Origin of the sequence: Cecembia calidifontis (genome assembly GCF_004216715.1) — a bacterium.
Taxonomy (GTDB): domain Bacteria; phylum Bacteroidota; class Bacteroidia; order Cytophagales; family Cyclobacteriaceae; genus Cecembia_A; species Cecembia_A calidifontis.
Genome location: NZ_SGXG01000001.1, coordinates 1,295,695 through 1,319,252 on the forward strand (window position 1 = coordinate 1,295,695; position 23,558 = coordinate 1,319,252).

The following is a 23,558-nucleotide window of genomic DNA, read 5'->3' on the forward strand; positions in this document are numbered from 1 at the left end:
ATTATGCGTAAGCAGTGGCTTGAATGAACCTATAATAGAAGACAGAATCTTGCATTTCCCGCAGACGATCCATACCATCTTGCATGGCTTTGAGTTGGGTGGCAGTAATGAGTCCTTCCTGGATAAGCAAAGGCGCCCCTGAACTCATCAGGTTTTTCCAATAGGTAAAAACGGTTTGTTTTTCATCGGGCATTCTACTGTCTAGGTGAAATCCCCCACTTCTCAGATCAATGTCTCTATAGCCTGCTTCCTGTAATAAATTTCCCAGTTTGGCGCCTACTTGCGGATCCCCGCCAATGGAAACCTGGTAGCTGTTGTAAATTCCCCAATAGTCCATGACCTCCGGTAAATAGGGATGGGTGTAAAAGCTGCTGTTGAACACTTCAGTGACAGAAATTTTTGCTCCTGGCTTCAAAAAAGGCTTCATGCTTTTCAGGACGCGGACCGGGTCAGGGATATGTTCCAGCACCCAGCAGATGAAAGCCGCATCAAAAGTTTTATCCAAATCCAGCGCAGTGGCGTCCTGCTGTATAAATCGGACCTTTTCGGGACCATATCCCAATTTGCTCATGTTTTCCTGCGCCTTTTTTATCTGAAGTGCTTCATATTCCACACCTGTGACCTGAAGCTGTGGAAATCTTCTCAACAGGATTTCAGTCTGGGCGCCTACCCCGCTGCCAATTTCAAGTAAGTCTTTTACATTGGCAAAGTCGATGAAGTCATAAATTGGCTTTTCTATGACGAGTGCCTGTTCACGTAAACGTTCCTGCTCAAGTGCTGTATAGCCATGAATATACTTTTTCTCAGATGGATTTTGCTTCATCGTTCTTGGTACTATGCAGCAAAATAAGGCTTTTTTCTGCTGATAATAAAGGGCATTTTCAAAAGTGATTTTATGGATTCACCTTTTGCTTAAGGATAATGGGCTCAGTCAATTTCCCCGTGATCATTTCCATAAAATACTTTAGTTCAGCATAAATTAAAGGTGAAACCAATGGATATTTGAGATTAATATTTGCGCTAACCTTGACGGTATTGTCTATGGTGGTTACTTGGTAACTAAATGTAGCGTCTCCACCCGGAAGAGCGACTTCGGCATTTTCTGGATAATCATCCAGTTCAAAGCCTTCTGGGATCTCAATCATGGTAGTGTAGCTGTCTAAGAAAGTATATGAAAAATCTATTGGGAAAGTTCTATATTCTGATTTGAAAGGATTCTCAGACCATCGGAACAATTGGAAGGGAGAAATAAGTACCATGGAGTTTTGGGAACCTATTTTCTCTATATAGGAGTATTTGGCTTCTAATTGAAGTCTTGGTTCAGATTTTTCAAGAATAGTGAAATCAGAGACTTTGTCTTGTTGACTGCCGAACCAATGTTCTTTGATCTTTTTTTCGTCTGACAAACTTATTCCATTTCTTTTTTCTAAAGCATCGTATTCCGAAAACCTTACTGTGGATGAAGCTACAAAATTTCCGTCTTCTCCCATCTTCATATTTGTCATCTGTAAGGCGCCTGATCTGTGCATTAGGTTTATAGGAACCAATCCACTGTTTTGGTCATGTAATAAATAGCCATAAGCCACATGCATGTTAAAAGGGAGATATCCAAAAGGAAAACTTTTGTTGGTAGCATCCAAGTAATAATCTTTACCATCAGCTTTTAAATGAATGATCATTTGGTCAAATTGATCAATAAATGGAGTATCTACCAATCTTGACCTCCCATTACCTTTTGAACTTATAAGTAGTGGGTTTGCGATGAGTCCATTTTGCCTCAAATATGCCATAAGTGTTAGGTTAATTTCTGCCCTTGAGCCTTTTCTGGAATCCAAAACAGCCTTCAAACTATTTTTTGGGAAGTAACCTCCCAGTGCTGAGTAAGTAAAGTTGTTCAATACATGGTTATAAATTTCTTTGGCCTTTTGTGTTTCATTACTTCCTGTAATATTCAAATTTCCCAATTGTCCTTTAAGGGAAGCATTCGGTTTCATGTAGGGGATAAACTCTTCCAACTCTGTAATGAATTTAGTCAGATCTTGCCAAGTAGTGAAGGTATCCTTAAAACCGGATCTTCCCCCATATTCACTGGAATTGACAAATGCATATCCTGCTAATTGGAAATCAATTTTTTCCAAGTAATCCCGATAATTGGACATCATTGGTTCTTCCTTAATAGAAGGCAGTTCTTTCACAGTCCAACTATATAAGCCATCTCTTTGACCTTTAAAAGGTGTATTTAGGGTTTTTTCTCCTTGGGCAAGAAAACGGTAATTGAGATAAGAGGGTAAATCTATGGAATAGGTCGATTTTATTGTTGGAATAGTATTATGGAAAACCCAACTCTCAAGAAAAGCAATGCTTTTGTCCGTTTTATGGTAGCTATATTCCAAAATTGAGCCCAGCTCTACATTGGGAAAAGTAAACCGAACTTCCTTCCATCCATTATCCAGCTCCACTTCAAAAAAGTCAGACTTTGATAGTTTGGTGATCCGTTCTTCACCATTTACAAAATTTACAGTCTGAGCCGTCAATCTGGAAACATCCTGAATGCCGGTTTTTCCGAAGTAGTATCTAATAGATACATTTCCCTGATTTTTACCGGTTTCTTTGAGCACCTTGATTCTACGGTGTATATCGGCGTGTTGAACAGTTCCCATAAATTGATTTTTTGAAATTTCTTCCAAGACTACTGCATTTGCATCAGGTTCAAAATCAACTGATTGTAAATTGATTTCAGTTAGAGAGTATTTGCCAAATTTCATTTCCTGGGCTAGAATAGATAAAGGGAAATGAAGGATTCCTAAGAAGAAAAGGAAAAAGCGCTGGTTTTTCATGTTATTCTAATTTTTTTAATAAAAGCTGGTGTTTAAGAAATTCCTGGTTGATGCTTGTGACTAATTTTTCTTTAGTTTCGTGGGATGCGTCTGCTGGAAGATTAATTTCAAGTTGATTACTGATTTTTATTCCCTCTGAACTCACTTTGCTTTCCAAATGAAAAGAGTAAAAATCTGATTCAATTTTGACATTTGATTCATTAGACTCCATTTCCACGGCTCTTTCTGAACGAATGATGTATTCCTCTTTCCAATTCAAGACACCATTTGTAATCATAGATGGATCAAGTTTTTTCCAATGACTCGGTAAAATGATTCTTTTTGCAGTCTGCTGTCCAAACCTTTGAATCATTCCATCAAAATTGATTAAAGTCACAGGAATCTCTTTTATTGTAACTTTTTCAATGCTATAATTCTGAATCAAAATTCCTGTACCACCTAATTCACGGTTCAGATAATCTCTTCTTTGTTTTTCTCCTCCATGCTTTTCAAGGTGTAAATAACCAATACTTGGGAAACCTGAAAATTTAGATAAACCTTTTAAACGAGCGTCACCATTTCCAAGTAATTCTATTTCGTAGATGGTTTCAATAGAGTTATAGGCTTGTTGGCGGTAATCAGGTGTACGATCTAAAAACCCTCCCTTATCAGTAACTACCAAAACATCCCTATTCATAGTGAAATCTCCAGAAAATCCGGCAGGTAAAAAACTGTTGGTACATTCTAACCAAATCACTCCATCTTTAAGGGGAACTCTAAGCATGGCATGGTTGAATTTATTGTTAGGGAAATCCCGGTCTAAAGGCTTGTGGTCATCGCCTGCAAAGACAAGCGTATATTGAGACTCAATACCAACTTCGGAAAGCATTCCTTTCATTAAAGTGCTTAAAGCTTTGCATTCACCATATTTGGTAGCAACAACCTCGTTGGCGGGACGGGGCATCCAGCCGCCTATTCCTAATGAAATGGCAACATATCGGTAATTTTTCTGAAGGTAAGTGTACAAGACCGAAACTTTTTCATACTCATCTTCAATGCCTTCCACCATTTGTTTTACCTCATCTGCGAAATTCAAGGGTAAAGCATCTTTTTGACGGTTCAGTTGTGCAATAAAAGCACCAAGACCTTCCCAACTAGCCATGTTTGAAGTGTAACCTTCTAAAGAAAATCTTTGAGGTGCGATTTCGATCACCGGAATAACCTCATCAGAACCAAATTCGATGATGCTTAGGTCTTCTAGATGCCAATTTAGCGTGATATCTTTACTTGCTTTGATTTCTGATACGGCAGAATTTATAGCCTGTTCTTTATACCTTAGTCCAAGTATTCTAGGGTATTTTAACTCAAGTTTTGCTTTTCTTACTTTCTGATTGTAGTACATAATTGGATACCAATCTTCAATAAAAAAATTGCTGGAACTGCTTCGCTGTATGCTGATTTCTACTCTTGCCGGTAAAGCAATGCCTTCCAGTTCAAAAATTTTGATTTGTGTATCATCATATAGGCTAATTTGATCTTGGTATGATATTGATTTGAGGTCTTTGAGTTTAACTTTTTTAATCGTTTTTCCACTTACTAAATCGATGATGTTGGCCTCAAAATATTGGATTTTATTCAATGCATCTTCCGGCAATTTGGTAGTGGCATGGGTTAATCCTGATGGGTTATAAATTTCCAACACTATGTGACTTTGATACACCACAGAAAAATCCTCCATTAAGGTGATTTTATCTTCTTTTTCTAAAATTGAGTCTGGGAATAATTCCAGCGTCCCATGCATGGATTTTTGAATTCCTTGTAGGTGAAAAAATAAAACAAACCATACAATTAAGAACTTCATAAAACTTGGAGTAATAAGACAAAAGTATTCTTTTAGTTTGTATTTCAAAGCGATGAAGAAAAAATATTTTATAGGAGTTTATTTTCAAAAACAGAATTTATCAAGCCTCAAAGTTATGACTGTTTGGGGCTAGGGTGTCCAGTTTTTTTTTACCTTTACCAGCCAATATAGAAACAAAAAGAAATGAACCCGATCACTATTGGAAGTTTTGAAGACTTCGAAAAATTCATTGGACAGGACCTCGGTGTTTCTGATTACCACCAAATCACCCAAGAGCAGATCAATAAATTTGCCGATGCGACTTTGGACCATCAATGGATCCATACTGACCCGGAGAGGGCCAGATCAGAAGGAGCGTTTGGAGACACCATAGCCCACGGTTACCTGACCTTATCTTTGGTACCTTATCTCTGGGAACAGATTGTACATGTGCAAAATCTCAAAATGATGGTCAATTACGGGATTGAAAACCTGCGTTTCGCACAGGCCGTCCTGGTCAATAATGAAGTCAGGCTGAATGCCCATCTAAAAAACGTGGTCAACTTAAGAGGTACTATCAAAGCTGAAGTGGATGTCAAACTGGAAATCAAAGACCAAAGAAAACCTGCCTTTACCGGAACTTTGGTGTTTTTATACCATTTCCATGCATAAATAACCAATCCATACGGTGACATGTTTTCACCGTATGGAAATTCCTTTAATTCCCTGAAAGTAAATCATTTACCACCACGGATGCACAACTGCAACCAAAAGCTGCTGGCAAAAAGGACATGGTTCCGTATGCTGATTTTTTGAAATTCCGGCCATCAGTAAGCATCAAACTCTCTTTGATGTAAAGTTCTGTGGAAAATACAGCCTTGAACCCTTTAAAGATATTTCTCTTTTTGAGCCTTTTCCTGACCATTCTCGCCAGTTTACAATTATAAGTCTTAGAAATATCCGCGATCCGAATTTGGGTTGGATCTACCTTTCCACCTGCCCCCATAGAGCTGACCAATGGAAATCCCCTTCGGTAGGCCCCTTCAATCAAATGTAATTTTGGAGTAAAGCTATCAATACAATCCACCACATAATCGAACTCGTTTTCAGCCAAAAGTTGGGTCATGGGTTCAGGCCTTAAGAACTCTTTGATCACATGGATTTTCAACTTTGGATTGATGCTCAAAAGGCGCTCTTCCATCCATTCGGCCTTAGATTGTCCCACATTTTTTTGGGTGGCAGGCAGCTGCCTGTTGCAATTGCTGATGTCCACCACATCGCCATCGATAATGGTCATTTCGCCAATTCCGCTCCTACAAATAAACTCCGCAGCAAAGGAACCCACTCCCCCTAAGCCCACTATCAGCACATGTTTTTTCGCTAACTTTTCCAATCCTTCACGTCCTGTTATCAGTTCCGTCCGTGAAAGCCAGGCAAAATCATTCATCAATTCCTCTTTTTGATATTTTTTTCCAGTTTTCTCTAAGTTGTCTGTCCAAGCTTTGGACAGGAAGGCGCAAAATTAGGGAAGCTTGTTCATAAATGGAGGAAATATTTTTTTCAGAGGTATCAGTTTCTAAAAATATACGGTCCAGAGGACAACTTTTAAGCCAAATTTGGGCGTTAGAACCTTCCTTAAATATGGCTTCCCCAAAAGAAAAGTAAACCGGAAACTGTAAAATGCTCTGAGCTATTCTTGCCTTTTGGTTGAAGCCATGCCAGATAATAAAAGGAGGATTTTTTTCAGTTTTCAGGTATTGTTGTAATAGGTGGAGTCCTTTCACACAATGGAGAATTAGAGGCAAATGGTGTTTTTTGGCAAGTTTTGCCTGCGCCATAAAAGCCTCTACTTGCAAATTCTCCTCCGGGCCTCTAAGGAGGTCAAATCCACATTCCCCAATGGCAAAAAGATTGGGATCATGGATTTTGTTTTCGATTTCATTTATCCGATTCTTCCAATTGTTGTCCAGGTACCAGGGATGAATTCCAAAAGAATAGGGGGAGTTTGGGGGGGATTTATCCAGCAAATTATAGATCCGGTTGGATCTGGGTTCTTGGTGGGTATGGATATCCAAATAGGTCATGATTTCCTAAATGACTTCATTCAAGCCGAAATAAAATGCACGTTGGTCACCAAAAGCAAAATCCAGCCGGATATTCAACCCATCCTCTGTGATTTTGTACCTTAAGCCAAATCCTCCTCCGTATTTAAACCTTTTCCAATCAAATTGCTGTAAGTTTCCAGCTACTTGTCCCATATGTCCAAAAACCACCATGCCGAGGTTTCTGTGAACCCGGAATCTGTATTCCGCCTGATGTACCATGGCATGTTGGTCCCTATATTTGCCTTCAAAATATCCCCGCATCCTGTCACTTCCCCCTATCAAAGAGATGTTTTGAAAAGGGGCTTTGTCAGATGTAAAACTCCACCAGCTTTGCAGCGCTAATGAATTTTGTCTTTTTATGGTTAAATATTTTCTGAGGTCGACAATGAATTGATTGAATTCAAAATTGCTGCCTAAAAAATTGCTGTAATCCATATAACCCATTCGGTTAAACCAGCCTTTGTGAGGTTGGAAAATATTGTCTCTGGTATCATAGTTGAGAACGAGTCCCAATCCGGATATTCTTTGTCCATCATAACCTAAGGGCCTGTCTGTCTCCAGTAATCCACCTTCTACTCTTTTGGATATGTCATCTGCACGGAACTCGTATTTAGGCCCCAAGTATAATCCTTTGAAAAACATCCGCTCATAATTAATTTGAAAGGAAGCATACCGTGTAGTGTAAGGTTCTCCAGGACTCCTCGCCGCAAAATCGCCTATTCCATAGTACTTAAAAGGAAAATTGGATAGTTCCAGCCTTGCATTGAGATACGACTTGTTCTCATCCGCCCACCATTCCAATTCTGTAGTAAAAATGCTTTGATTATTGAAAGTGTACAAAAAGGTAATAGGTAGAGTGGAGGGTCTAAGGTTTTTTCCTTTTTCACCCTGAGGCCTAAATATCCTTAGGGCTCTTGCTCCAAGACCCAAATTCGTTTCCGGGCTGTAAACCACTGCAGGTATGATCGTCCATTTGTCACTGGATATAAAATCGATTACCTGATCCCCGAAATCAAAAAGCCTATCAATGCCGCCTTTGGTTTCTTTTTTTTCAAGTTCTTGTGCTTGAAGTAAGAAACTGCAAAAAAATAGCCCCAAGGAAAAGCAAAATTTTTTCATTGGGGCAAAGGTAATCAAATCCCGTATTTTTTGATTCACTACTTTAAGTGAGGGATATTTTAGATCTTTTCATATTGTTGAATTTTAGAATTCCACAATCAGACCAATAGTCGGTAACAAAGTGCCTGCGGGGTTATCTATGAGCCGCATTTCATATCTGCTTGGATCATTGGGGTTGATTTTGATACTTCCATCAGGATTTCTGACAGGAATTAACAAAGGAGGCTGTTCCGCTTCAAAATTATAGGCATTTTGAATATCGATGAACCAGTTCAGGTTCCATTTGTTAAAGAAGTATTTTTTGTCAATTCTGAGATCCAATTGATGGAATGCCTGTAGTCTTAAGGCATTGATTTGGTTGAAATCCAATAAAGGCTGTCCCCTCAAATTCCAGACATCTATCAAAGTGGAAGTTTCCACATCGATTGGAGTATACGGAGTACCGCCCAAGTATCTCCATCTGGCCCCCAGCTCCCAATTTTTTCCAAATCTTTTTCCAGCAGTTAAACTTACGATAATACGGTTATCCCAGGCAGAAGGGATGAAGCCTTCAGTATTGGGATTGGTAAATTCACTTCTAACCAAAGTGACAGCACCGATTCCATAGAAGTTGTTAAAGAAGCGTTGTTGTGCCAGAAACTCCAATCCATAAGCTCTTCCCTGTGCATCAGACCTCACTTCTTCATTTCCGATTACTCCAAAATCTGCTCCTAAATTGGCCAAGGCAATCCCATTGATAACAGAAGAAGGATAGTTATTGTAATGTTTGTAGAATGCCTCTACTCCGAATCTTCTGCTCTTTTGTGGCACAACTTTTTCTATACCTGTAATGAATTGGGTGGATCTTATGAAGCGGATGTCGTTCAATTGATTGACCAATTCCCCTTCATTATTTCTAAATCCCAATGCTGTGTAAGGAGGCCTTTGATAATAAATTCCTGCATTGGTGGTCCAGAACAGATTCGGTTTGAACTGATAGGAAACAGAAACCCTGGGGCTGATTTGATTCAGGGGGTTTTGTGCAGTCTGCCCAAAATCGCTTCCGTCAATTCTTACACCACCACTAATCAGCAACCTTTCATTGAGATAGTTTTTACTGGCAGATACAAATCCTCCATAACTATTAAAGAAAGACTTATCATTCACATTGATAACCTGGCCGATGGGGGCCAAAGTAAACCGGTCAAAATTGCTGATGGTAAATCGTGAAAATTCATAATTGAACCCATATTTCAACGTGAATGGTCCTTTGAAGATGGAATTTTCTGCACGGAACTTGTTTTCACTTTCTTGGGACAGGTAATCAAACAATATATTGTCCCTTGTAGAATCGTCGTTTCCTGCATATTTGAAGGAGCGGTTATTAAGCATGTTTCTACTCAGGATAAACGTCCAAAAGCCATTTTCTCTAAATCTTTTCAGCCTCAGCCCGGTGGTATAGTTCCATTGTGTAGAGATGGGAAGGTTATCCAAAAGGTATAACCTGGACTCTCTCTCTTCAATGGTTTCGTTTCTAGGTTCATCAAAATTCAATGAAAAGAGGTCGATAGCGCCTACACCCAAAAAGGTCAGTTCAGTCTTATCGTTGATTTTGGTGACAGTTTTTACCTGAAAGTCATAAAAATCAGGGAGGAAGGGAAGGCCTAAAGCCCTAAATAGTAGCTGTAAATATGATCTTCTTGCAGAAATGAGGTAGGTTGTTTTTTCTCCCAAAGGCCCTTCATTGGAAAATGTGAACTCGCTCGCCCCAATGGTCATTTGGGTAAACATCCTGTCACTTCTACCTTCTTTCAGTTCAAAGTTGAAGAAAGAGCTGAGTGAATTCATCCTATCTGCAGGAAAACCACCTGTGATGACATCTACATTTTTGATCAGGTTGACATTGAGGATACCAACAGGACCTCCTGAAGAACCTTGGGTAGCAAAGTGATTGATAACCGGAACCTCAATATCGTCTATGAAGAATTTATTTTCATTCGGAGCTCCTCCCCTGATAATGATGTCATTTCTGAAACTTGCGGTACTGGCGACACCTGGAAGTGACTGGATTACCCTGCTTATGTCCCTGTTGCCACCTGGGTATCTTTCAATTTCATTGGTATTCAGTCTTCTTACTGAAATGGGAGTTTCATCCGACCGGCTAAACTCTGCATTGACCGTAACCTCGGAGAGATCGGAAGCCTCTTCCCGCAGTTCAAAATTCAGCTGAACTGCTCTTGCTCTGGTAACTTGGATTTCAAACCGGGTTTGGGATCTGTATCCTATGAAACTTGCCCTAACATTGTAAAGACCTGGTTCAAGATTGGAAAGCACATAGTTTCCATCTATATCTGTGACAGTACCATAGTCGGTACCTAATATGGCCACGTTGGCAAAGGGGATCCCTTCATTATTGACTGGATTAAAAACCCTTCCCCGTATTTCACCCATTTGGGCAATGGCCTGGTTAAATGAAAATAAAATTGCTAATAATAGAAATGAAAGTCTCATATGTATAAATGTATGACCCCTATGTAAGCTGGAATTACAAGATTTTGTTTTGCAGAAAGTATATTTTTTTGCTAAAAATTTTAATTTTTTCCATAGGCTTCCTTTACCCGCCAAAGTTTCCACCAAGGTGTTCCGGGAGAATCATGGTGTTCATAGTGATAGCCAAAAAAATAGCAGGAAATAAAAGCCCAAAAATGGTTTTGCTTTTGACTATGGGAGTGATGTTTGTTGTCAGATTCTCCCATGTGTGGCAAATAAGTGCCGAAGTAAAATAACTGTAAGGTGGAAAGTATAGCTGGTAACATCCAAAACACAATCAGATTCTCCGTTGGAATCAACAGTTTGAGGATATTAAAGCTTATTGCCATTAAGAGAAACTGCCAAATACTTAAATACTGTTTGATAAAGCTGAAATACCAAAGGAAGAAATTTCCAGAGGCATGATAGTCAGGGTCTTTGTCCGTGGCGACATAGCGATGATGTTCATGGTGTTTCGGGAAAAGCTTCCAATAAAAATTAAATGAAAACAGAATCGCTGCAATCCAGCCTATGGTATGATTGATTTTTTTATTGAATGCCACCACACCGTGCATGGCATCATGTGCTGTAATAAATAAACCCGTATAAAGGTGCATTTGGAAAAGTATGGCAAGGTAGGTAAGTGGATTTTTCCAGTTTATTTCCCATTGTAACAAAAACACCAAAGAAACCAACCAAGTAAGCATGATGCTCAAAGCAATAAGAATTCCTTTGTAGCCAAGGGAATCTGAAGTAGTTTTTTCTTTTGATGTCATTTCTTTTGCACAAAAGGGAGGCGTTTCTTAAAACTTCTCAATCCTTTCTTTTACTTGTTCCATGAGCCACATAGGAGTGGAAGTAGCCCCACAGATTCCGACAGTTTCGTTTTCAGAGAACCAATCTCTGTTTACCTGCTCAGGATTGGAAACAAAGTGTGTATTCGGATTTTTGTCCTTGCAGACATTGTAAAGAACTTTTCCATTGGAGGATTTAGTTCCGCTTACGAAAATAATTTTATCAAACTTATCTGCAAACTCCCTTAACTCTTTGTCCCGGTTAGAAACCTGCCTGCATATGGTATCATTGGTATTGACCGAGATGCCATTTTCTTTTAGAATATCATTGATTTCGTAAAATTTATCCGTGCTTTTGGTGGTCTGACTGTAAAGTGTCAGGTTCTTGGGCAGTGAAGGCAGATCCAATTCGGAGATGTCCTGAAATACAACTGCTTTGTTATTGGTCTGTCCCAGTAGCCCCACTACCTCAGCATGTCCATGTTTGCCATAGATATAGATGGTTTCATCTTTATCAAAAGAGTTTTTAATTCTATTTTGGAGTTTGAGCACAACAGGACAGCTGGCATCTATTAGTGTCAGATTGTTGTTTATAGCCAGTTCATAAGTAGAAGGAGGTTCACCATGTGCCCGGATCAGGACTTTTTCATCCCGGAGGCTTTTTAATTGATTGTGGTCAATGATTTTAAGCCCTTTTTGTGTAAGACGGTTGACTTCTTCGTCATTGTGAACGATATCTCCCAAACAATACAAGTATCCTTGCTCTTCTAGGATTTCTTCGGCCATTTCTATTGCATAGACTACACCAAAACAGAAACCTGAGTGTTGGTCAATATGTACTTGCAAGTTCAACATAAGCTATAAACTTTGGACTTTCTGAATTGTTTTGGCACTTCCGTATCTAAACATCCATAAAAAACAGCAAAGTTTCTATGGAGAGGAATAATTTATATAATTTTAGCTAAAGCCTAATTTCATTCCGAAGTATGTCCCCAATAAAAGAGATAATTTCTTTGTATTGGGAATCCTGATCCGTTTTTGGGTAATGGTCTCCGCTGGTAAACCTTTGATTTTATCAAAAAGTTTTTGATAATAAAGATATGCGACCTTCACTCCCAGCTTAGCACCTTTGGGAAGCCTTTTGATGCCATCAAGTGCCTCATCAAAATCTTTCTGTATATCTTCTTCTATCAATTCTTTTGCAGATTTATCGAAGGAATTAAAATCGACTCCAGGAAAATATACCCGCCCTCTTTCTTCAAAATCGCTCTTGATGTCACGTAAGAAGTTAACTTTTTGGAAAGCAGCGCCTAATTTACAGGCAGGGGATTTCAGGCTTTCATATTGCTTTTGATCACCTTCTACAAAAACTTTCAAGCACATCAATCCAACCACTTCCGCTGATCCGTAGATATACTCATGGTATTTTGAATCATTGTAGGTTTTGAAATCCAGATCCATCTCCATGCTTTTCAAGAATGCCTCAATCAAATCCAATTCGATTTGGTATTGATTGACGATCAACTGAAATGCATGAAGGACCGGATTCAAACTGATTTTGTTTTCTATGGCTTCGTAGGTATCTTTTTTGAACTGATCCAACAAGGCTTTTTTGTCTTTGTCATGAAAGGTATCAACAATTTCATCGGCATACCTGACAAAGCCATAGATAGCATAAATAGGCAAATGGAACTTTTTGTCCAAGGTCTTGATACCCAAAGTAAAGCTTGTGCTGTAACGTTGGGTTATCAACTTGCTGCATTCAAATGTGGTCTGATCAAAAAGCAATTTTGCATCCATACCTATAATATACCAATTTATCTACAAATTGTTTTCTTTTATGATTTCTCTTGCTACTACATGGCCAGAAATGATTGTTGGAGGAACCCCGGGACCAGGTACGGTCAATTGGCCGGTGTAGTACAGGTTTTTGACTTTTTTGCTCTTTAAAGATGGCTTGAGTATGGCTGTTTGCAATAGGGTATTGGCCAGGCCGTAAGCATTTCCCTTGAAGGCATTGTAATCTGATTTGAAATCACTGTGGGCATAGGAGCGCTTAAAAATCACATGACTTCTTATTTCCTGTCCTGTCAATCTTTCTAAGCGGTCCATGACCATGTTGTAATATTTCTCCCTGATTTCTTCTCCATCTTCCAGATCCGGTGCCAAAGGAATCAAAATGACCAGGTTTTCTTTACCTTCAGGAGCTACACTTGGGTCTGTTTTGGAGGCTGCTGACAAATAGAACAGCGGTCTTTCCGGCCACCTTGGATTTTTGTAAATGGCATTGGCATGGGGCCCCATTGGCTCATCGAAGAAAAGACAGTGGTGGGTAAGGTTTTCAAGTTTTTTATCTATTCCCAGGTAAAACAGGAGGGATGATGGGGCCATGACCCTTTTGTCCCAGTATTTTTCGTTGTAGTTTCTGAATTCAGGGGCCAAAAGCTGACTATCTACATGGTGATAATCAGCCGCAGCTACCACCACATCTGCTTCAAACTTTTGTCCATTCTTCAGTACAACACTTTTTGCTGTTCCACTTTGGACATCAATATGGGATACATCGGCTCCAAGATGGATTTTCACCCCTTTTTCTTCTGCCAAACTCACCATGCCTTTTACGATTTCATGCATACCCCCCATAGGATACCAAGTACCCAAGACTATGTCTGCATAATTCATCAAGCTGTAGAGCGCAGGAATGTTTTCCGCGGTTTCTCCAAGGAATATCACTGGAAATTCCATCAACCGGATGATTTGTTCATCCTTGAAAAATTTCCTGACGTGTTTGGCCATGGATTGGAAGACATCCATTCTGATGATATCTGCTAAAAGGCCGGGGTTGGTGAATTCAAAAAGCGACCTGCTTGGTCTGTATACCAGGTCATTGATGCCAACTTTATATTTGTAGGCAGCTTGTTCCAAGAATGCATCTAACTTTGGTCCTACTCCGGGTTCCATGCTTTCTAGCAGAGCCTTGAAGGCTTTCAGGTCTGCTGGAATATTTACAAATTGGTTTTCCCCGAAAACCACGGTATAAGAAGGGTCAAGCCTGACCAAGTTGTAGTAGTCGGAGGGCTTTTTCCCAAAATTTGCAAAATATTTTTCGAAAACATCAGGCATCCAATACCAGGATGGCCCCATATCAAAAACAAAACCCTCGGCTTCGAACTTTCGGGCTCTTCCGCCGGGGGTAATATTTTTTTCAAGTATGGTTACATGATATCCTGCATGTGCCAAATGGGTAGCTGTGGACAAACCCGCAAATCCGGATCCGATAACTACCACCTTTTTTTGCGGCATAGTCGATTAGTTTTTGTGTTGGTATACGTGTAAGTCTTCTTTCAAAAGTTTCCTGGCAATATGAATCCTATTTTTTACAGTTCCAATAGGAATATTTAGTTTGTCGGCAATTTCATGGTACTTGAAGCCCCTGTAGTGCATCATAAAGGGAGTTTTGTAGACATCTTCCAGTTTTTCAATAGCTGCATAAATGTCATCCATCGTAAAATCACCATAGGCACCGTTTTCGACCAGGATATCGCCAGAATTGATATAATGGAGGTTGTCCGTGGTATCAACGAAAGTACCTCTTCTCACCATCCTTTGGTAATTGGTGATAAAAGTGTTTTTCATGATGGTATAAAGCCATGCCTTTAGATTTGTTCCCTCTGTGAATTTGTCTTTGTTGGTGAAGGCTTTCACCATGGTATCCTGCAATAGATCATTGGCATCGTCCATGTCTCTGGTCAATTTAAGGGCGAAAGGCTTCAAAGAACTGGATAACTTGTTGAGCGAGTAACTGAATTCTAGAGTTGTCATGGCTTTCGTTTTTTTGTTTAACCAAAGTTAATAAAGTTTAAACAAAGTCCAAATATTTTGTCTAATTTATTTATAAAAATCTTAAACAAAATTAAGAATGAATGCTTCATTACAGGCTTGAATTAGGTGAAAAACAGCAAAAATTGCCCTTGAAAGCATAAAAAAAGGTGAAATTCGGAAATTTCACCTTGTTTAATGTTTTTGGTGATTTGTCAAACTATTTCTCCTGAGTAGCAAACTCTATTTCTTTGAGATAATCCTTAAGTTGCCTGATATAGTGCATGGCGAAAACATTCTTTGGCAGCTTAAGGTCCTGTCCCACAATTTGATATCCTGAAACAATGATTTTGGTAGCTGAGAATCTATCGGCCAGGGCCTCCAGGTATTCCTGTACATATTCAGCACTGGGAGAGGTGGTAATCACCGTAACCAAATATTCGGGTTGGTGAAGTTTATAAACGGCCAATAAATCATCAGATGGCGTGTTTTGTCCCAGGTAGATAACCTTATGGCCTTGATTTTTGATCAAAAAGGCAGCAAAAAGGATGGATATTTCATGAAGTTCACCTTCAGGTAGGAAAAGGATAAATTTTTTCCCATTGCTTTTGGATACCTGTCCATCAATGGCCACTATGAGTTTTTGCCTTACCAGGTTACTTATAAAGTGTTCTTGGGCAGGATTGATGGCACCGGTCTGCCACAATACGCCTATTTTGGACATGAATGGATAGATGATGTTCATCATCGTCTGTTCAAATCCAATCTTTAGGATATTGGTAGATAAGACTTTATCAAAACGCTCCTCGTCCATTTCTATCATACAAATGGTCAGGGCATGTATCTGATCATCGTGGGTTAGGCTCCTTTCAGTCAGTTTGACAACCTCCTCCCTCATCTCTTCCATGGCCATCCCTGCAATCTTGCTGATCTTGTAGCCATTGTCGTTTAACAAAGCTACATTTAGGATAAGTTTGAGGTCGTCATCATCATAATAGCGAATATTGGTATCTGTCCGCTTTGGAGAAAGCAGGTTATACCGCTGCTCCCAGATGCGCAGCGTGTGGGCTTTTATACCGGACAACTGTTCAAGATCCTTGATGGAATAAGTACTCACGACTATTATCTTTTAAAATACTTTTTTGGTACAACAAATAGTCCGAATGATACTGCGTCATCCTTTTTATTGGTAGCATGATGTGCTTGATGGGCTTTGAAAATGCCCAATAAATATTTGTTTTTTGGCCTATCAAACCATTTCAACCTTCGGTGTACCAGTATATCATGAATGAAGAAATATAACATCCCATAAATACTGATACCAATGCCCATCCAGAACCTGTAATCGAGGCGATCTACCCCTAGTAAAATCAGGACTATCGCGATACTACCGAACAGCAACGAAAACAAATCATTCAACTCAAAGAATGATTTGGAGGGTTGATGATGGGTTTTATGAATGGACCACAGCGGACCATGCATGATGTATTTATGGATAAACCATCCTGAAAATTCCATGATGGCAAAACCTAATACAGTAAATATTACAGCATACATCATTGTAATAACTTATGTGCTTATAGAATGTTTGTTTGATTTTATAGAATAAAATTCAAAATGACAAAGAAGGCTATAAGATTGGCCAATAAATAGGCAGTAATCTTGTTTTCCTTGGTAAAGACAGCTTTTCTAAAGATCATTTGGATGATAAATGCCACCCCGAACCATCCCAAGTAATTGGATAAAGGAATTATATTGTTTTCCCAGGACCAAAAATCAAGGGCTATCGCCACCGGTTCAATGGCAAAATCTATTAATACCATGGTAAAAGAACCGATTAGGGCTGCAAGGAAATCATTCTTTATCCAATTATTCAATAAAGTGCCGGTGAGGTAAATTAAAATGAGCCAGTTTACCCCAATCATAATAGGCACTTCAAATAATTGAGGGCCAAGAACGGGTCCATATTGGTAGTTGCCAAATGGAAATCCAGTGTGAACCCCTGAGACCTCAGAACCATATCCGATAAGGAATGCTGCAGCCATGAACCTGATGAAAGAGTCATTCCAGTCCCTGTGCTGGGAAAGCATAATCCCTAAAGTGAAAAGCAATTGATAGGGAGTGAGCTGCTGGAAATAAGGTCTTACTTCAGGTATGGACATGCCAACGATCCCTACCAGGTAAATGATGGTAATGACTGCTTCAATAATGGGAAGCTTCTTCTTTTTTGATTCCTTAAGGTTTAGGGATGAAGAATTACTTAATTTTTGTTCTACCTGATAAGACATGGACTTTGATGGAATTCACAGTTGCTGGGAATTGTTTAACTCTTAGGGAGTATATTTGTTGGAAATAAAACCCCACAAAGGTAAAAAATTAAATACAAGTAATATGCTATTATACAATGTGACAGTCAATATTGACAAAGATGCGGAGGAGGATTGGGTAATTTGGATGAAAGAAACCCACATTCCGGATGTGCTCGCTACGGGAATGTTTTTCGAAAATAGGTTCTATAAAATCCTACATGATTCCGAGGATGGAAGCGTAAATTATTCTGTACAGTATTTTGCGGATTCCATGGAAAAAGTCCTTGAATACCAAAAGTTATATGCCCCAAAGCTTCAACAGGATACCAAAGAAAAATTTGGAGAAAAGTTTGTTGTTTTTAGAACACTTCTAGAAGCAGTACAATAATCATGGGCCAGGATCTCAAATGCCGCTGTGGCTGGTGCCTTGGTTTTGAAGACTATATAAGGTATCATGATGAAGAATGGGGAGTACCTGTAACTGATGACCGCAAACAATTTGAATTTCTGGTACTCGAAAGTGCCCAGGCTGGTTTAAGCTGGTCGACGATACTCAAGAAAAGGCAAGGTTATAGAAAGGCATTTGCTGATTTTGATTATCAACAGATCGCAGTGTTTCCTGAATCTTACATCAAGGAACTGCTGACCGATTCAGGAATCATCCGGAATGAACTCAAAATCAGGTCTGCAGTGAACAATGCCCAAAGGTTCATGGAAGTTCAGGAAACCTATGGAACTTTCACCAATTATATCTGGGGTTTCGTGGATGGAAAGAGTATTCAGAACGAATGGAGAAGCCTTTCGGAAATTCCTGCTACTTCACCGGTTTCGGATCGCTTGGCGAAGGACATGAAGAAGCGTGGGTTTAAATTTTTGGGCAGTACGGTACTTTATGCCCATATGCAGGCCACCGGCCTTATCAATGATCATTTGGTAGATTGCTGGCGATACGAAGCAGTTAAAAATCTTTCTTTGTAAACAAAAGAGGCCGATTCCTTGAAATCAGCCTCTTTATTGTTTTTATTTATTAGCCTTGTAGGCCTCTTTGTACTTGCTCCACACTTCATAAATCGGGTTCCCTGTCGAGCTCATACCGCTGTGGTGCCATTCCCCGTTAATCACCTCAAAGTCAAAACTCAGACTGGCACCAACCCTGGAATCATCCCTTGAAAAGAAAGTGATGTTTTCTGTATATTTTCCATTTTCGGCGGTGTAAGTTCCACCACCAGTTCCCATAAATTCCTTGGTTTCGGAATTGAAGGCTATCCATTGAAATCTTCCGCCACTTAGAATTTTAACCGTTCTCCTTGCCCCTGGCGTGCTTCTCCTGATTTCGCCATCAGCTTTCCTTCCTGTAAATACCCAGTTGGCGGTAAGTGCGTCTTTTCTATCTCCGATTTTTTCCCAGATTTCCACCAATGTTTTACCATCGACGTTTGCAGATATGATGATTCTGGTTGCTTTTTGGTCCAGGTTATAGCTGGTAGTTGTTCCTACTTTTTCTGGGTCAAAGGTGAAAAAATCAAGGGTTTCCTGGTAGGTGTTCCCATTTATTGAAAACTCGCCACCGCCGGCACCCAGGAATTTGTTGCTTCCAATTTCCTTTGCCCCGAAGGCAAAATAACCATCCTGATAGATTTTGATGTATTCTTTGTCTGTAACTTCCTTACCGTCCTTGTGGGTCATTTTCCATGCTCCCTCTATGGTTTGCGCATAGATCATTCCTGCCAGAAACAATAAGGGTATTGTCAATATTTTTTTCATGATAGGATTATGTTTAGGTTTATGCTTTGAATATAGGGCTTAAAACTTGAGTATGAAAACCTTTATACTTGGACGGACGAAAGAAGAGGTGCAAGGGTTGCTCCGGGAAAAAGAAATAAAAACAGTAAAATTGGGAGACCAAAAGATTTGCCTGACCAGGATTGGGGAAGACTATTATGCTTTTGAGCAAAACTGCCCACATAGAATGGCCAATTTAGGTCAAGGTTTTATCAATAATTTCAAAGAGGTAATCTGTCCACTCCATGCTTATCGTTTTGATCTGAAGACGGGAAAAGTAAGTAATGCCCAGTGTCCAGATCTCCGGGTTTTCAGAACAGAAGTCACAGATTCCGGCTTAAAAATTTTTGTTTAGAATCAATGGAGTTTAGATCCATTTGGGACTTGTTGGTCAGGTGTGGCCAAAACTATGGCGCCTTCTCCATCATCAAATCCGGTCACCAGAATTTCTGAAATAAAATTTGCAATTTGTTTAGGCTTAAAATTACAGACACAAATCACCTGTTTTCCAATCAGATTTTCAGGAACATAGCGGTCAGTAATCTGGGCAGAAGATTGCTTAATTCCCAATTCTCCCAAATCAATCCAAAGTTTGTAAGCAGGTTTTCGGGCTTTTTCAAAATTTTCTGCTTTGATAATTGTACCCACCCTAATCTCGATTCTTTGAAAATCACAAAAGTCAATCGTTTGCATTGAGAAATTATTTTATTATTTTTGGAACATTCCTGCTGAAAAGCAGTTAAATCTACTCAAACCTCCATCATAAATGAACTCATTTGACAATAATTCTTCCTTCATGCCAAAGGTTTTCCTCATCGGTCTGGGATTTTTTTTGTTTTTAAGTTCTTATTCATTTGCCCAATCTGAAAGAGAGAAGAGTGCTCAGGACCTCCCAAAAAATTCCGACGGAATTGGACATTTTGAAAGCCTTGAGTCCTCCTCCTTTGAGTTGAGAAATGAACAATTGAACCGTACAAATACCAATCAAAATAGGGAGAATTCATTGAACTCCACCAATTCAAATAGAAGGGAGAACCCTATCTACAAACAGGGAGGAGAAAGAGATGTAAAGAAAGAAGGGATGTCCACCCTCTCATTCAACTTGTTCCTTTACATAGTGGACAAATTCAAAGAGGATTAAATGCAAATACCAATAAATCCAAAATAAAAAAGAGATCGCGTGATCTCTTTTTTTTTATGGCCTTGGTTGGAGCAATTTCATTTTGACTACAAAATCCCATATCGCTATTCCCATGGAGACCGAAATATTCAGGGAATGTTTAGTGCCCAACTGAGGGATTTCCAAAACATGGTCACTGCTCAAGATCACTTCATGATCTATCCCAAATACTTCATTTCCGAAGACCAAAGCATATTTTTTTTCTTGTTCTGGATGAAATTCATTCAAGAATACTGATTGATCGACCTGTTCGAAAGAACAAATGACAAATCCTTCTCTCCTTAACTGATCAATTGCTCCAGCGGTGGTGTCATGGTATTCCCATTCCACTGACTCCGTAGCCCCCAGGGCAGTCTTTTGGATTTCCCTATGAGGAGGTGTACCTGTAATTCCACAAAGGCATATTTTTTCAATAAGAAAGGCATCTGAAGTACGGAATGCAGATCCGACATTATTGAGGCTTCTCACATTGTCCAACACGATGGCAAGGGGGGTTTTATCTGTTTTTTTGAATTCCTCCACCGATAATCGGTTGAGTTCTTCCATGCTTAATTTCTTCATGAGGTTTTGTTTACCCTTTGATATCTCTTAATTTCAGGTTTTGAATTCATTCCAAAAATAGCATAAAGATTTAATTCAGGGACGATATGGCCAAAGTGAAGGATAAGGAAGTCAAGGAAACCCCATTAATGAAACAATACAATGCCATCAAGGCAAAGCATCCCGGGGCCTTGCTCTTGTTTAGGGTGGGGGATTTTTACGAGACTTTTGGAGAAGATGCCATTGTCGCCAGCAAAGTACTGGATATCGTATTGACCAAGAGGGCCAATGGGGCAGCTTCCCACATAGAACTGGCGGGGTTTCCCCACCATTCTTTGGATAGCTACCTTCCTAAATTGGTACGGGCGGGTAACAGGGTGGCCATTTGTGATCAATTGGAAGATCCCAAAGAAGTCAAGGGTATTGTCAAAAGGGGGGTAACGGAACTGGTCACACCGGGACTTTCTTTCAATGACAATGTTCTGGACAAACGTAAGAACAACTACCTTGCTTCAATCCACTTTGGGAAGGAAAACTTGGGAATAGCATTTTTGGATTTATCCACCGGGGAATTTATGTGTGCTGAAGGCAGTCAGCAATATATAGAGAAGTTATTGCAGAGTTTTAGCCCTTCGGAAGTCATTTATTCCAAAGCATTCCGACAAAAGGCACAGGAAATGCTGAAGGAGCAGTTTACCACATTTCATTGCGAAGACTGGGTCTATCAATTTGATTATGCCTATGAAAAATTGACCGGGCACTTTGCAACGGCTAACCTGAAGGGCTTCGGGATAGACAATTTGGAATTGGGCATCGTAGCTGCTGGAGCGGTTTTATTTTATCTGGAAGAAACAGAACACAAAGAAGTCAAACACATCGCTTCCATTTCAAGGATAGCAGAAGAAAAATTTGTTTGGCTGGACAAGTTCACGATCAGAAATCTTGAACTAATTTATCCCCAGCAGGAAGGGGGAGTTCCTTTGATCCATATTTTGGACCAAACGGTAACTCCTATGGGTTCCAGGATGATGAAGAAATGGATGGTGCTTCCACTGAAGGAGAAGGACTTGATAGAAGAAAGGTTGAAAGTGGTGGAGTTTTTCTTTGACCATGCTTCCCTATCCGAGGAAATACTTTCTCACCTCAAGCATATTGGTGATCTGGAAAGGTTGATTTCAAAAGTCGCTGTGGGAAGGATCAATCCCAGGGAAATGAACCAGCTTAAAAGAGCCCTTAAAAATTCCCTTCCGATTAAGGATCTGATGCGGGGCTCCGACAATGAATCCCTCAGAAAATTGGCTGATCAGATCAACTCTTGTGAATTCCTTTTGGAGAAAATCGAGAAGGAACTTCAGGAGGATGCACCAATGCTGGTCCATCAAGGAGGCATCATCAAAGATGGTGTTGATGCTGAATTGGATGAATACCGTGGACTGGCCAATACAGGGAAGGACTATTTGCTTGCCCTACAGCAAAGAGAACTACAAAGAACGGGCATCAGCTCCCTTAAGGTAGCTTTCAATAAGGTTTTTGGTTACTATTTAGAAGTGACCAATGCCCATAAAGACAAAGTGCCCGATGAATGGATCAGGAAGCAGACATTGGTCAATGCAGAAAGGTATATTACCCCTGAATTGAAGGAATATGAAGAAAAAATCCTCAATGCTGAGGAGCGCATGATAGCGATTGAGCAGCGCTACTTCCAGGCCTTGGTTCAGGATGCATCTGAATATGTCACTCAGATCCAGCAAAATGCAAGGATATTGGCTACTTTGGATTGTCTTTTATCTTTTTCCATTGTAGCAAAAAACAACAATTACTGTAAACCCAAAATTTCGGATACGGATGCGCTGGAAATCAAAGATGGGCGGCATCCAGTCATCGAGAAGCAACTCCCAGTAGGTGAGGCTTATGTGCCGAATGATATTTATCTGGATAATGAAAGCCAGCAGATCATCATCATCACCGGTCCTAACATGGCCGGTAAATCAGCGCTTCTAAGGCAGACTGCCCTGATTGTGCTGATGGCCCAAATGGGAAGTTTCGTTCCTGCTTCGTATGCCCGAATTGGTATCATCGATAAGGTTTTTACAAGAGTTGGTGCATCGGATAATTTGTCCAAAGGGGAATCCACATTTATGGTGGAAATGACAGAAACAGCCAGCATCTTAAACAACCTCTCTGACAGAAGTCTTGTCCTGATGGATGAGATTGGCAGGGGGACCTCCACTTATGATGGGATCAGTATAGCCTGGTCTATTGTGGAATTCCTTCACAACCACCCCAAGTCAAGAGCAAAAACCTTGTTTGCCACGCATTACCATGAGCTCAATCAGCTGGCAGAAGATTTTCCAAAAATCAAAAATTTTAACGTTTCTGTAAAAGAGGTGGGCAATAAGGTGATTTTTATGCGTAAATTGAAAGAAGGGGGGAGTGAACACAGCTTTGGTATCCACGTGGCGCAGATGGCAGGTATGCCCAATCCGGTGGTGCTGAGGGCAGCCGAGATCATGGGGCATTTGGAAAAAGACAAAGCCATGAAAGCTTCCAAAAACAGTTTGAAGGAAATGCCCAAAAACAATTACCAACTGAGCCTTTTCGATATGGACCCAAAATACAGGGAAGTTGAAGATATGATTTCGCAGATAGACATCAATACCATATCACCGATTGAAGCCCTCATTAAACTTAATGAGATCAAAAAGAAACTTGAAACGTGAAAATAGCGTTCTCTTAGTCCCAAGAA

Annotated in this window: 24 protein-coding genes; 6 read left to right on the forward strand and 18 right to left on the reverse strand. The window is 39.9% G+C overall.

Annotated elements, in window-relative coordinates:
• Position 1 precedes the first annotated feature (1 nt).
• The 3 genes from BC751_RS05560 to BC751_RS05570 all read right to left on the reverse strand — a co-directional run bounded on the left by BC751_RS05560 (position 2) and on the right by BC751_RS05570 (position 4,677).
• Complete coding sequence (locus BC751_RS05560; protein WP_130274676.1) at positions 2-823, reverse strand: class I SAM-dependent methyltransferase; 822 nt, start codon at positions 821-823, stop codon at positions 2-4.
• 70 nt (positions 824-893) lie between these two features.
• Complete coding sequence (locus tag BC751_RS05565; protein WP_130274677.1) at positions 894-2,837, reverse strand: DUF3857 domain-containing protein; 1,944 nt, start codon at positions 2,835-2,837, stop codon at positions 894-896.
• Between the two features lies 1 nt (position 2,838).
• Positions 2,839-4,677, reverse strand: a complete 1,839-nt coding sequence (locus BC751_RS05570; protein WP_130274678.1) for a DUF3857 domain-containing protein — start codon at positions 4,675-4,677, stop codon at positions 2,839-2,841.
• 183 nt (positions 4,678-4,860) lie between these two features.
• On the opposite strand from BC751_RS05570, the gene BC751_RS05575 reads away from it, so the two are divergent.
• Positions 4,861-5,328, forward strand: a complete 468-nt coding sequence (locus BC751_RS05575) for a MaoC family dehydratase (RefSeq protein WP_130274679.1) — start codon at positions 4,861-4,863, stop codon at positions 5,326-5,328.
• Positions 5,329-5,374: 46 nt separating this feature from the next.
• On the opposite strand, the gene BC751_RS05580 is transcribed toward BC751_RS05575, so the two are convergent.
• From BC751_RS05580 to BC751_RS05635, 12 genes are all read right to left on the reverse strand, one after another.
• Positions 5,375-6,103, reverse strand: coding sequence for a tRNA threonylcarbamoyladenosine dehydratase (locus BC751_RS05580; RefSeq protein WP_130274680.1), 729 nt, complete (start codon positions 6,101-6,103; stop codon positions 5,375-5,377).
• A complete protein-coding gene (locus tag BC751_RS05585; RefSeq protein WP_130274681.1) occupies positions 6,096-6,740 on the reverse strand; it encodes a TatD family hydrolase in 645 nt (214 codons plus the stop codon). Before BC751_RS05585 ends, BC751_RS05580 begins: the two co-directional genes overlap by 8 nt.
• Before the next feature lie 6 nt (positions 6,741-6,746).
• On the reverse strand, positions 6,747-7,880 hold the full coding sequence (locus BC751_RS05590) for a BamA/TamA family outer membrane protein (RefSeq protein ID WP_130274682.1): 1,134 nt from the start codon (positions 7,878-7,880) through the stop codon (positions 6,747-6,749).
• Positions 7,881-7,964: 84 nt separating this feature from the next.
• Positions 7,965-10,370: a TonB-dependent receptor gene (locus BC751_RS05595; RefSeq protein WP_130274683.1), complete on the reverse strand. Its 2,406-nt coding sequence runs from the start codon at positions 10,368-10,370 to the stop codon at positions 7,965-7,967.
• An 80-nt stretch (positions 10,371-10,450) separates the two neighbouring features.
• Positions 10,451-11,164 carry a fatty acid desaturase gene (locus BC751_RS05600; protein ID WP_130274684.1) on the reverse strand — a complete coding sequence of 238 codons (714 nt, stop codon included), beginning with the start codon at positions 11,162-11,164 and terminating at the stop codon, positions 10,451-10,453.
• 27 nt (positions 11,165-11,191) lie between these two features.
• On the reverse strand, positions 11,192-12,037 hold the full coding sequence (locus BC751_RS05605) for a 4-hydroxy-3-methylbut-2-enyl diphosphate reductase (RefSeq protein WP_207226842.1): 846 nt from the start codon (positions 12,035-12,037) through the stop codon (positions 11,192-11,194).
• Between the two features lie 102 nt (positions 12,038-12,139).
• Positions 12,140-12,982: a phytoene/squalene synthase family protein gene (locus tag BC751_RS05610; protein WP_130274685.1), complete on the reverse strand. Its 843-nt coding sequence runs from the start codon at positions 12,980-12,982 to the stop codon at positions 12,140-12,142.
• 21 nt (positions 12,983-13,003) lie between these two features.
• Positions 13,004-14,485 carry a phytoene desaturase family protein gene (locus BC751_RS05615; protein ID WP_130274686.1) on the reverse strand — a complete coding sequence of 494 codons (1,482 nt, stop codon included), beginning with the start codon at positions 14,483-14,485 and terminating at the stop codon, positions 13,004-13,006.
• 6 nt (positions 14,486-14,491) lie between these two features.
• Entirely contained in the window at positions 14,492-15,004 is a 513-nt protein-coding gene (locus BC751_RS05620; RefSeq protein WP_130274687.1) for an RNA polymerase sigma factor, read from the reverse strand.
• 217 nt (positions 15,005-15,221) lie between these two features.
• The gene (locus BC751_RS05625; RefSeq protein WP_207226843.1) at positions 15,222-16,118 is read right to left on the reverse strand and encodes a MerR family transcriptional regulator; all 897 of its coding nucleotides are present in this window, start codon (positions 16,116-16,118) and stop codon (positions 15,222-15,224) included.
• Between the two features lie 5 nt (positions 16,119-16,123).
• The gene (locus tag BC751_RS05630; protein ID WP_130274689.1) at positions 16,124-16,561 is read right to left on the reverse strand and encodes a sterol desaturase family protein; all 438 of its coding nucleotides are present in this window, start codon (positions 16,559-16,561) and stop codon (positions 16,124-16,126) included.
• Between the two features lie 38 nt (positions 16,562-16,599).
• Positions 16,600-17,289, reverse strand: coding sequence for a carotenoid biosynthesis protein (locus BC751_RS05635; RefSeq protein WP_130274690.1), 690 nt, complete (start codon positions 17,287-17,289; stop codon positions 16,600-16,602).
• A gap of 103 nt (positions 17,290-17,392) precedes the next feature.
• Here BC751_RS05635 and BC751_RS05640 point away from each other — a divergent pair, with 103 nt between their 5' ends.
• Both BC751_RS05640 and BC751_RS05645 read left to right on the forward strand, forming a co-directional pair.
• Positions 17,393-17,698 carry a DUF4286 family protein gene (locus BC751_RS05640; protein WP_130274691.1) on the forward strand — a complete coding sequence of 102 codons (306 nt, stop codon included), beginning with the start codon at positions 17,393-17,395 and terminating at the stop codon, positions 17,696-17,698.
• Between the two features lie 2 nt (positions 17,699-17,700).
• Positions 17,701-18,288, forward strand: coding sequence for a DNA-3-methyladenine glycosylase I (locus BC751_RS05645; protein WP_130274692.1), 588 nt, complete (start codon positions 17,701-17,703; stop codon positions 18,286-18,288).
• 42 nt (positions 18,289-18,330) lie between these two features.
• On the opposite strand, the gene BC751_RS05650 is transcribed toward BC751_RS05645, so the two are convergent.
• Positions 18,331-19,074: a hypothetical protein gene (locus BC751_RS05650; RefSeq protein ID WP_130274693.1), complete on the reverse strand. Its 744-nt coding sequence runs from the start codon at positions 19,072-19,074 to the stop codon at positions 18,331-18,333.
• Between the two features lie 52 nt (positions 19,075-19,126).
• Here BC751_RS05650 and BC751_RS05655 point away from each other — a divergent pair, with 52 nt between their 5' ends.
• Entirely contained in the window at positions 19,127-19,447 is a 321-nt protein-coding gene (locus tag BC751_RS05655; RefSeq protein WP_130274694.1) for a Rieske (2Fe-2S) protein, read from the forward strand.
• Positions 19,448-19,449: 2 nt separating this feature from the next.
• Here the strand turns inward: BC751_RS05655 and BC751_RS05660 are convergent, their stop codons facing one another.
• Positions 19,450-19,785 carry a tRNA-binding protein gene (locus tag BC751_RS05660; RefSeq protein ID WP_130274695.1) on the reverse strand — a complete coding sequence of 112 codons (336 nt, stop codon included), beginning with the start codon at positions 19,783-19,785 and terminating at the stop codon, positions 19,450-19,452.
• 73 nt (positions 19,786-19,858) lie between these two features.
• On the opposite strand from BC751_RS05660, the gene BC751_RS05665 reads away from it, so the two are divergent.
• A complete protein-coding gene (locus BC751_RS05665; protein WP_130274696.1) occupies positions 19,859-20,233 on the forward strand; it encodes a hypothetical protein in 375 nt (124 codons plus the stop codon).
• Positions 20,234-20,287: 54 nt separating this feature from the next.
• Here the strand turns inward: BC751_RS05665 and BC751_RS05670 are convergent, their stop codons facing one another.
• Positions 20,288-20,833: an RNA methyltransferase gene (locus BC751_RS05670; RefSeq protein ID WP_130274697.1), complete on the reverse strand. Its 546-nt coding sequence runs from the start codon at positions 20,831-20,833 to the stop codon at positions 20,288-20,290.
• Between the two features lie 86 nt (positions 20,834-20,919).
• Here BC751_RS05670 and mutS point away from each other — a divergent pair, with 86 nt between their 5' ends.
• The gene (mutS, locus tag BC751_RS05675; protein WP_130274698.1) at positions 20,920-23,532 is read left to right on the forward strand and encodes a DNA mismatch repair protein MutS; all 2,613 of its coding nucleotides are present in this window, start codon (positions 20,920-20,922) and stop codon (positions 23,530-23,532) included.
• Positions 23,533-23,558: the final 26 nt, after the last annotated feature.

Excerpts from the sequence above, each read along its gene's own strand:
- BC751_RS05560 (WP_130274676.1), bottom strand. The coding sequence starts at position 823 with ATGAAGCAAAATCCATCTGAGAAAAAGTATATTCATGGCTATACAGCA.
- BC751_RS05565 (WP_130274677.1), bottom strand. The coding sequence starts at position 2,837 with ATGAAAAACCAGCGCTTTTTCCTTTTCTTCTTAGGAATCCTTCATTTC.
- BC751_RS05570 (WP_130274678.1), bottom strand. The coding sequence starts at position 4,677 with ATGAAGTTCTTAATTGTATGGTTTGTTTTATTTTTTCACCTACAAGGA.
- BC751_RS05575 (WP_130274679.1), top strand. The coding sequence starts at position 4,861 with ATGAACCCGATCACTATTGGAAGTTTTGAAGACTTCGAAAAATTCATT.
- BC751_RS05580 (WP_130274680.1), bottom strand. The coding sequence starts at position 6,103 with ATGAATGATTTTGCCTGGCTTTCACGGACGGAACTGATAACAGGACGT.
- BC751_RS05585 (WP_130274681.1), bottom strand. The coding sequence starts at position 6,740 with ATGACCTATTTGGATATCCATACCCACCAAGAACCCAGATCCAACCGG.
- BC751_RS05590 (WP_130274682.1), bottom strand. The coding sequence starts at position 7,880 with ATGAAAAAATTTTGCTTTTCCTTGGGGCTATTTTTTTGCAGTTTCTTA.
- BC751_RS05595 (WP_130274683.1), bottom strand. The coding sequence starts at position 10,370 with ATGAGACTTTCATTTCTATTATTAGCAATTTTATTTTCATTTAACCAG.
- BC751_RS05600 (WP_130274684.1), bottom strand. The coding sequence starts at position 11,164 with ATGACATCAAAAGAAAAAACTACTTCAGATTCCCTTGGCTACAAAGGA.
- BC751_RS05605 (WP_207226842.1), bottom strand. The coding sequence starts at position 12,037 with ATGTTGAACTTGCAAGTACATATTGACCAACACTCAGGTTTCTGTTTT.
- BC751_RS05610 (WP_130274685.1), bottom strand. The coding sequence starts at position 12,982 with ATGGATGCAAAATTGCTTTTTGATCAGACCACATTTGAATGCAGCAAG.
- BC751_RS05615 (WP_130274686.1), bottom strand. The coding sequence starts at position 14,485 with ATGCCGCAAAAAAAGGTGGTAGTTATCGGATCCGGATTTGCGGGTTTG.
- BC751_RS05620 (WP_130274687.1), bottom strand. The coding sequence starts at position 15,004 with ATGACAACTCTAGAATTCAGTTACTCGCTCAACAAGTTATCCAGTTCT.
- BC751_RS05630 (WP_130274689.1), bottom strand. The coding sequence starts at position 16,561 with ATGATGTATGCTGTAATATTTACTGTATTAGGTTTTGCCATCATGGAA.
- BC751_RS05635 (WP_130274690.1), bottom strand. The coding sequence starts at position 17,289 with ATGTCTTATCAGGTAGAACAAAAATTAAGTAATTCTTCATCCCTAAAC.
- BC751_RS05640 (WP_130274691.1), top strand. The coding sequence starts at position 17,393 with ATGCTATTATACAATGTGACAGTCAATATTGACAAAGATGCGGAGGAG.
- BC751_RS05645 (WP_130274692.1), top strand. The coding sequence starts at position 17,701 with ATGGGCCAGGATCTCAAATGCCGCTGTGGCTGGTGCCTTGGTTTTGAA.
- BC751_RS05650 (WP_130274693.1), bottom strand. The coding sequence starts at position 19,074 with ATGAAAAAAATATTGACAATACCCTTATTGTTTCTGGCAGGAATGATC.
- BC751_RS05655 (WP_130274694.1), top strand. The coding sequence starts at position 19,127 with ATGAAAACCTTTATACTTGGACGGACGAAAGAAGAGGTGCAAGGGTTG.
- BC751_RS05660 (WP_130274695.1), bottom strand. The coding sequence starts at position 19,785 with ATGCAAACGATTGACTTTTGTGATTTTCAAAGAATCGAGATTAGGGTG.
- BC751_RS05665 (WP_130274696.1), top strand. The coding sequence starts at position 19,859 with ATGAACTCATTTGACAATAATTCTTCCTTCATGCCAAAGGTTTTCCTC.
- BC751_RS05670 (WP_130274697.1), bottom strand. The coding sequence starts at position 20,833 with ATGAAGAAATTAAGCATGGAAGAACTCAACCGATTATCGGTGGAGGAA.
- mutS (WP_130274698.1), top strand. The coding sequence starts at position 20,920 with ATGGCCAAAGTGAAGGATAAGGAAGTCAAGGAAACCCCATTAATGAAA.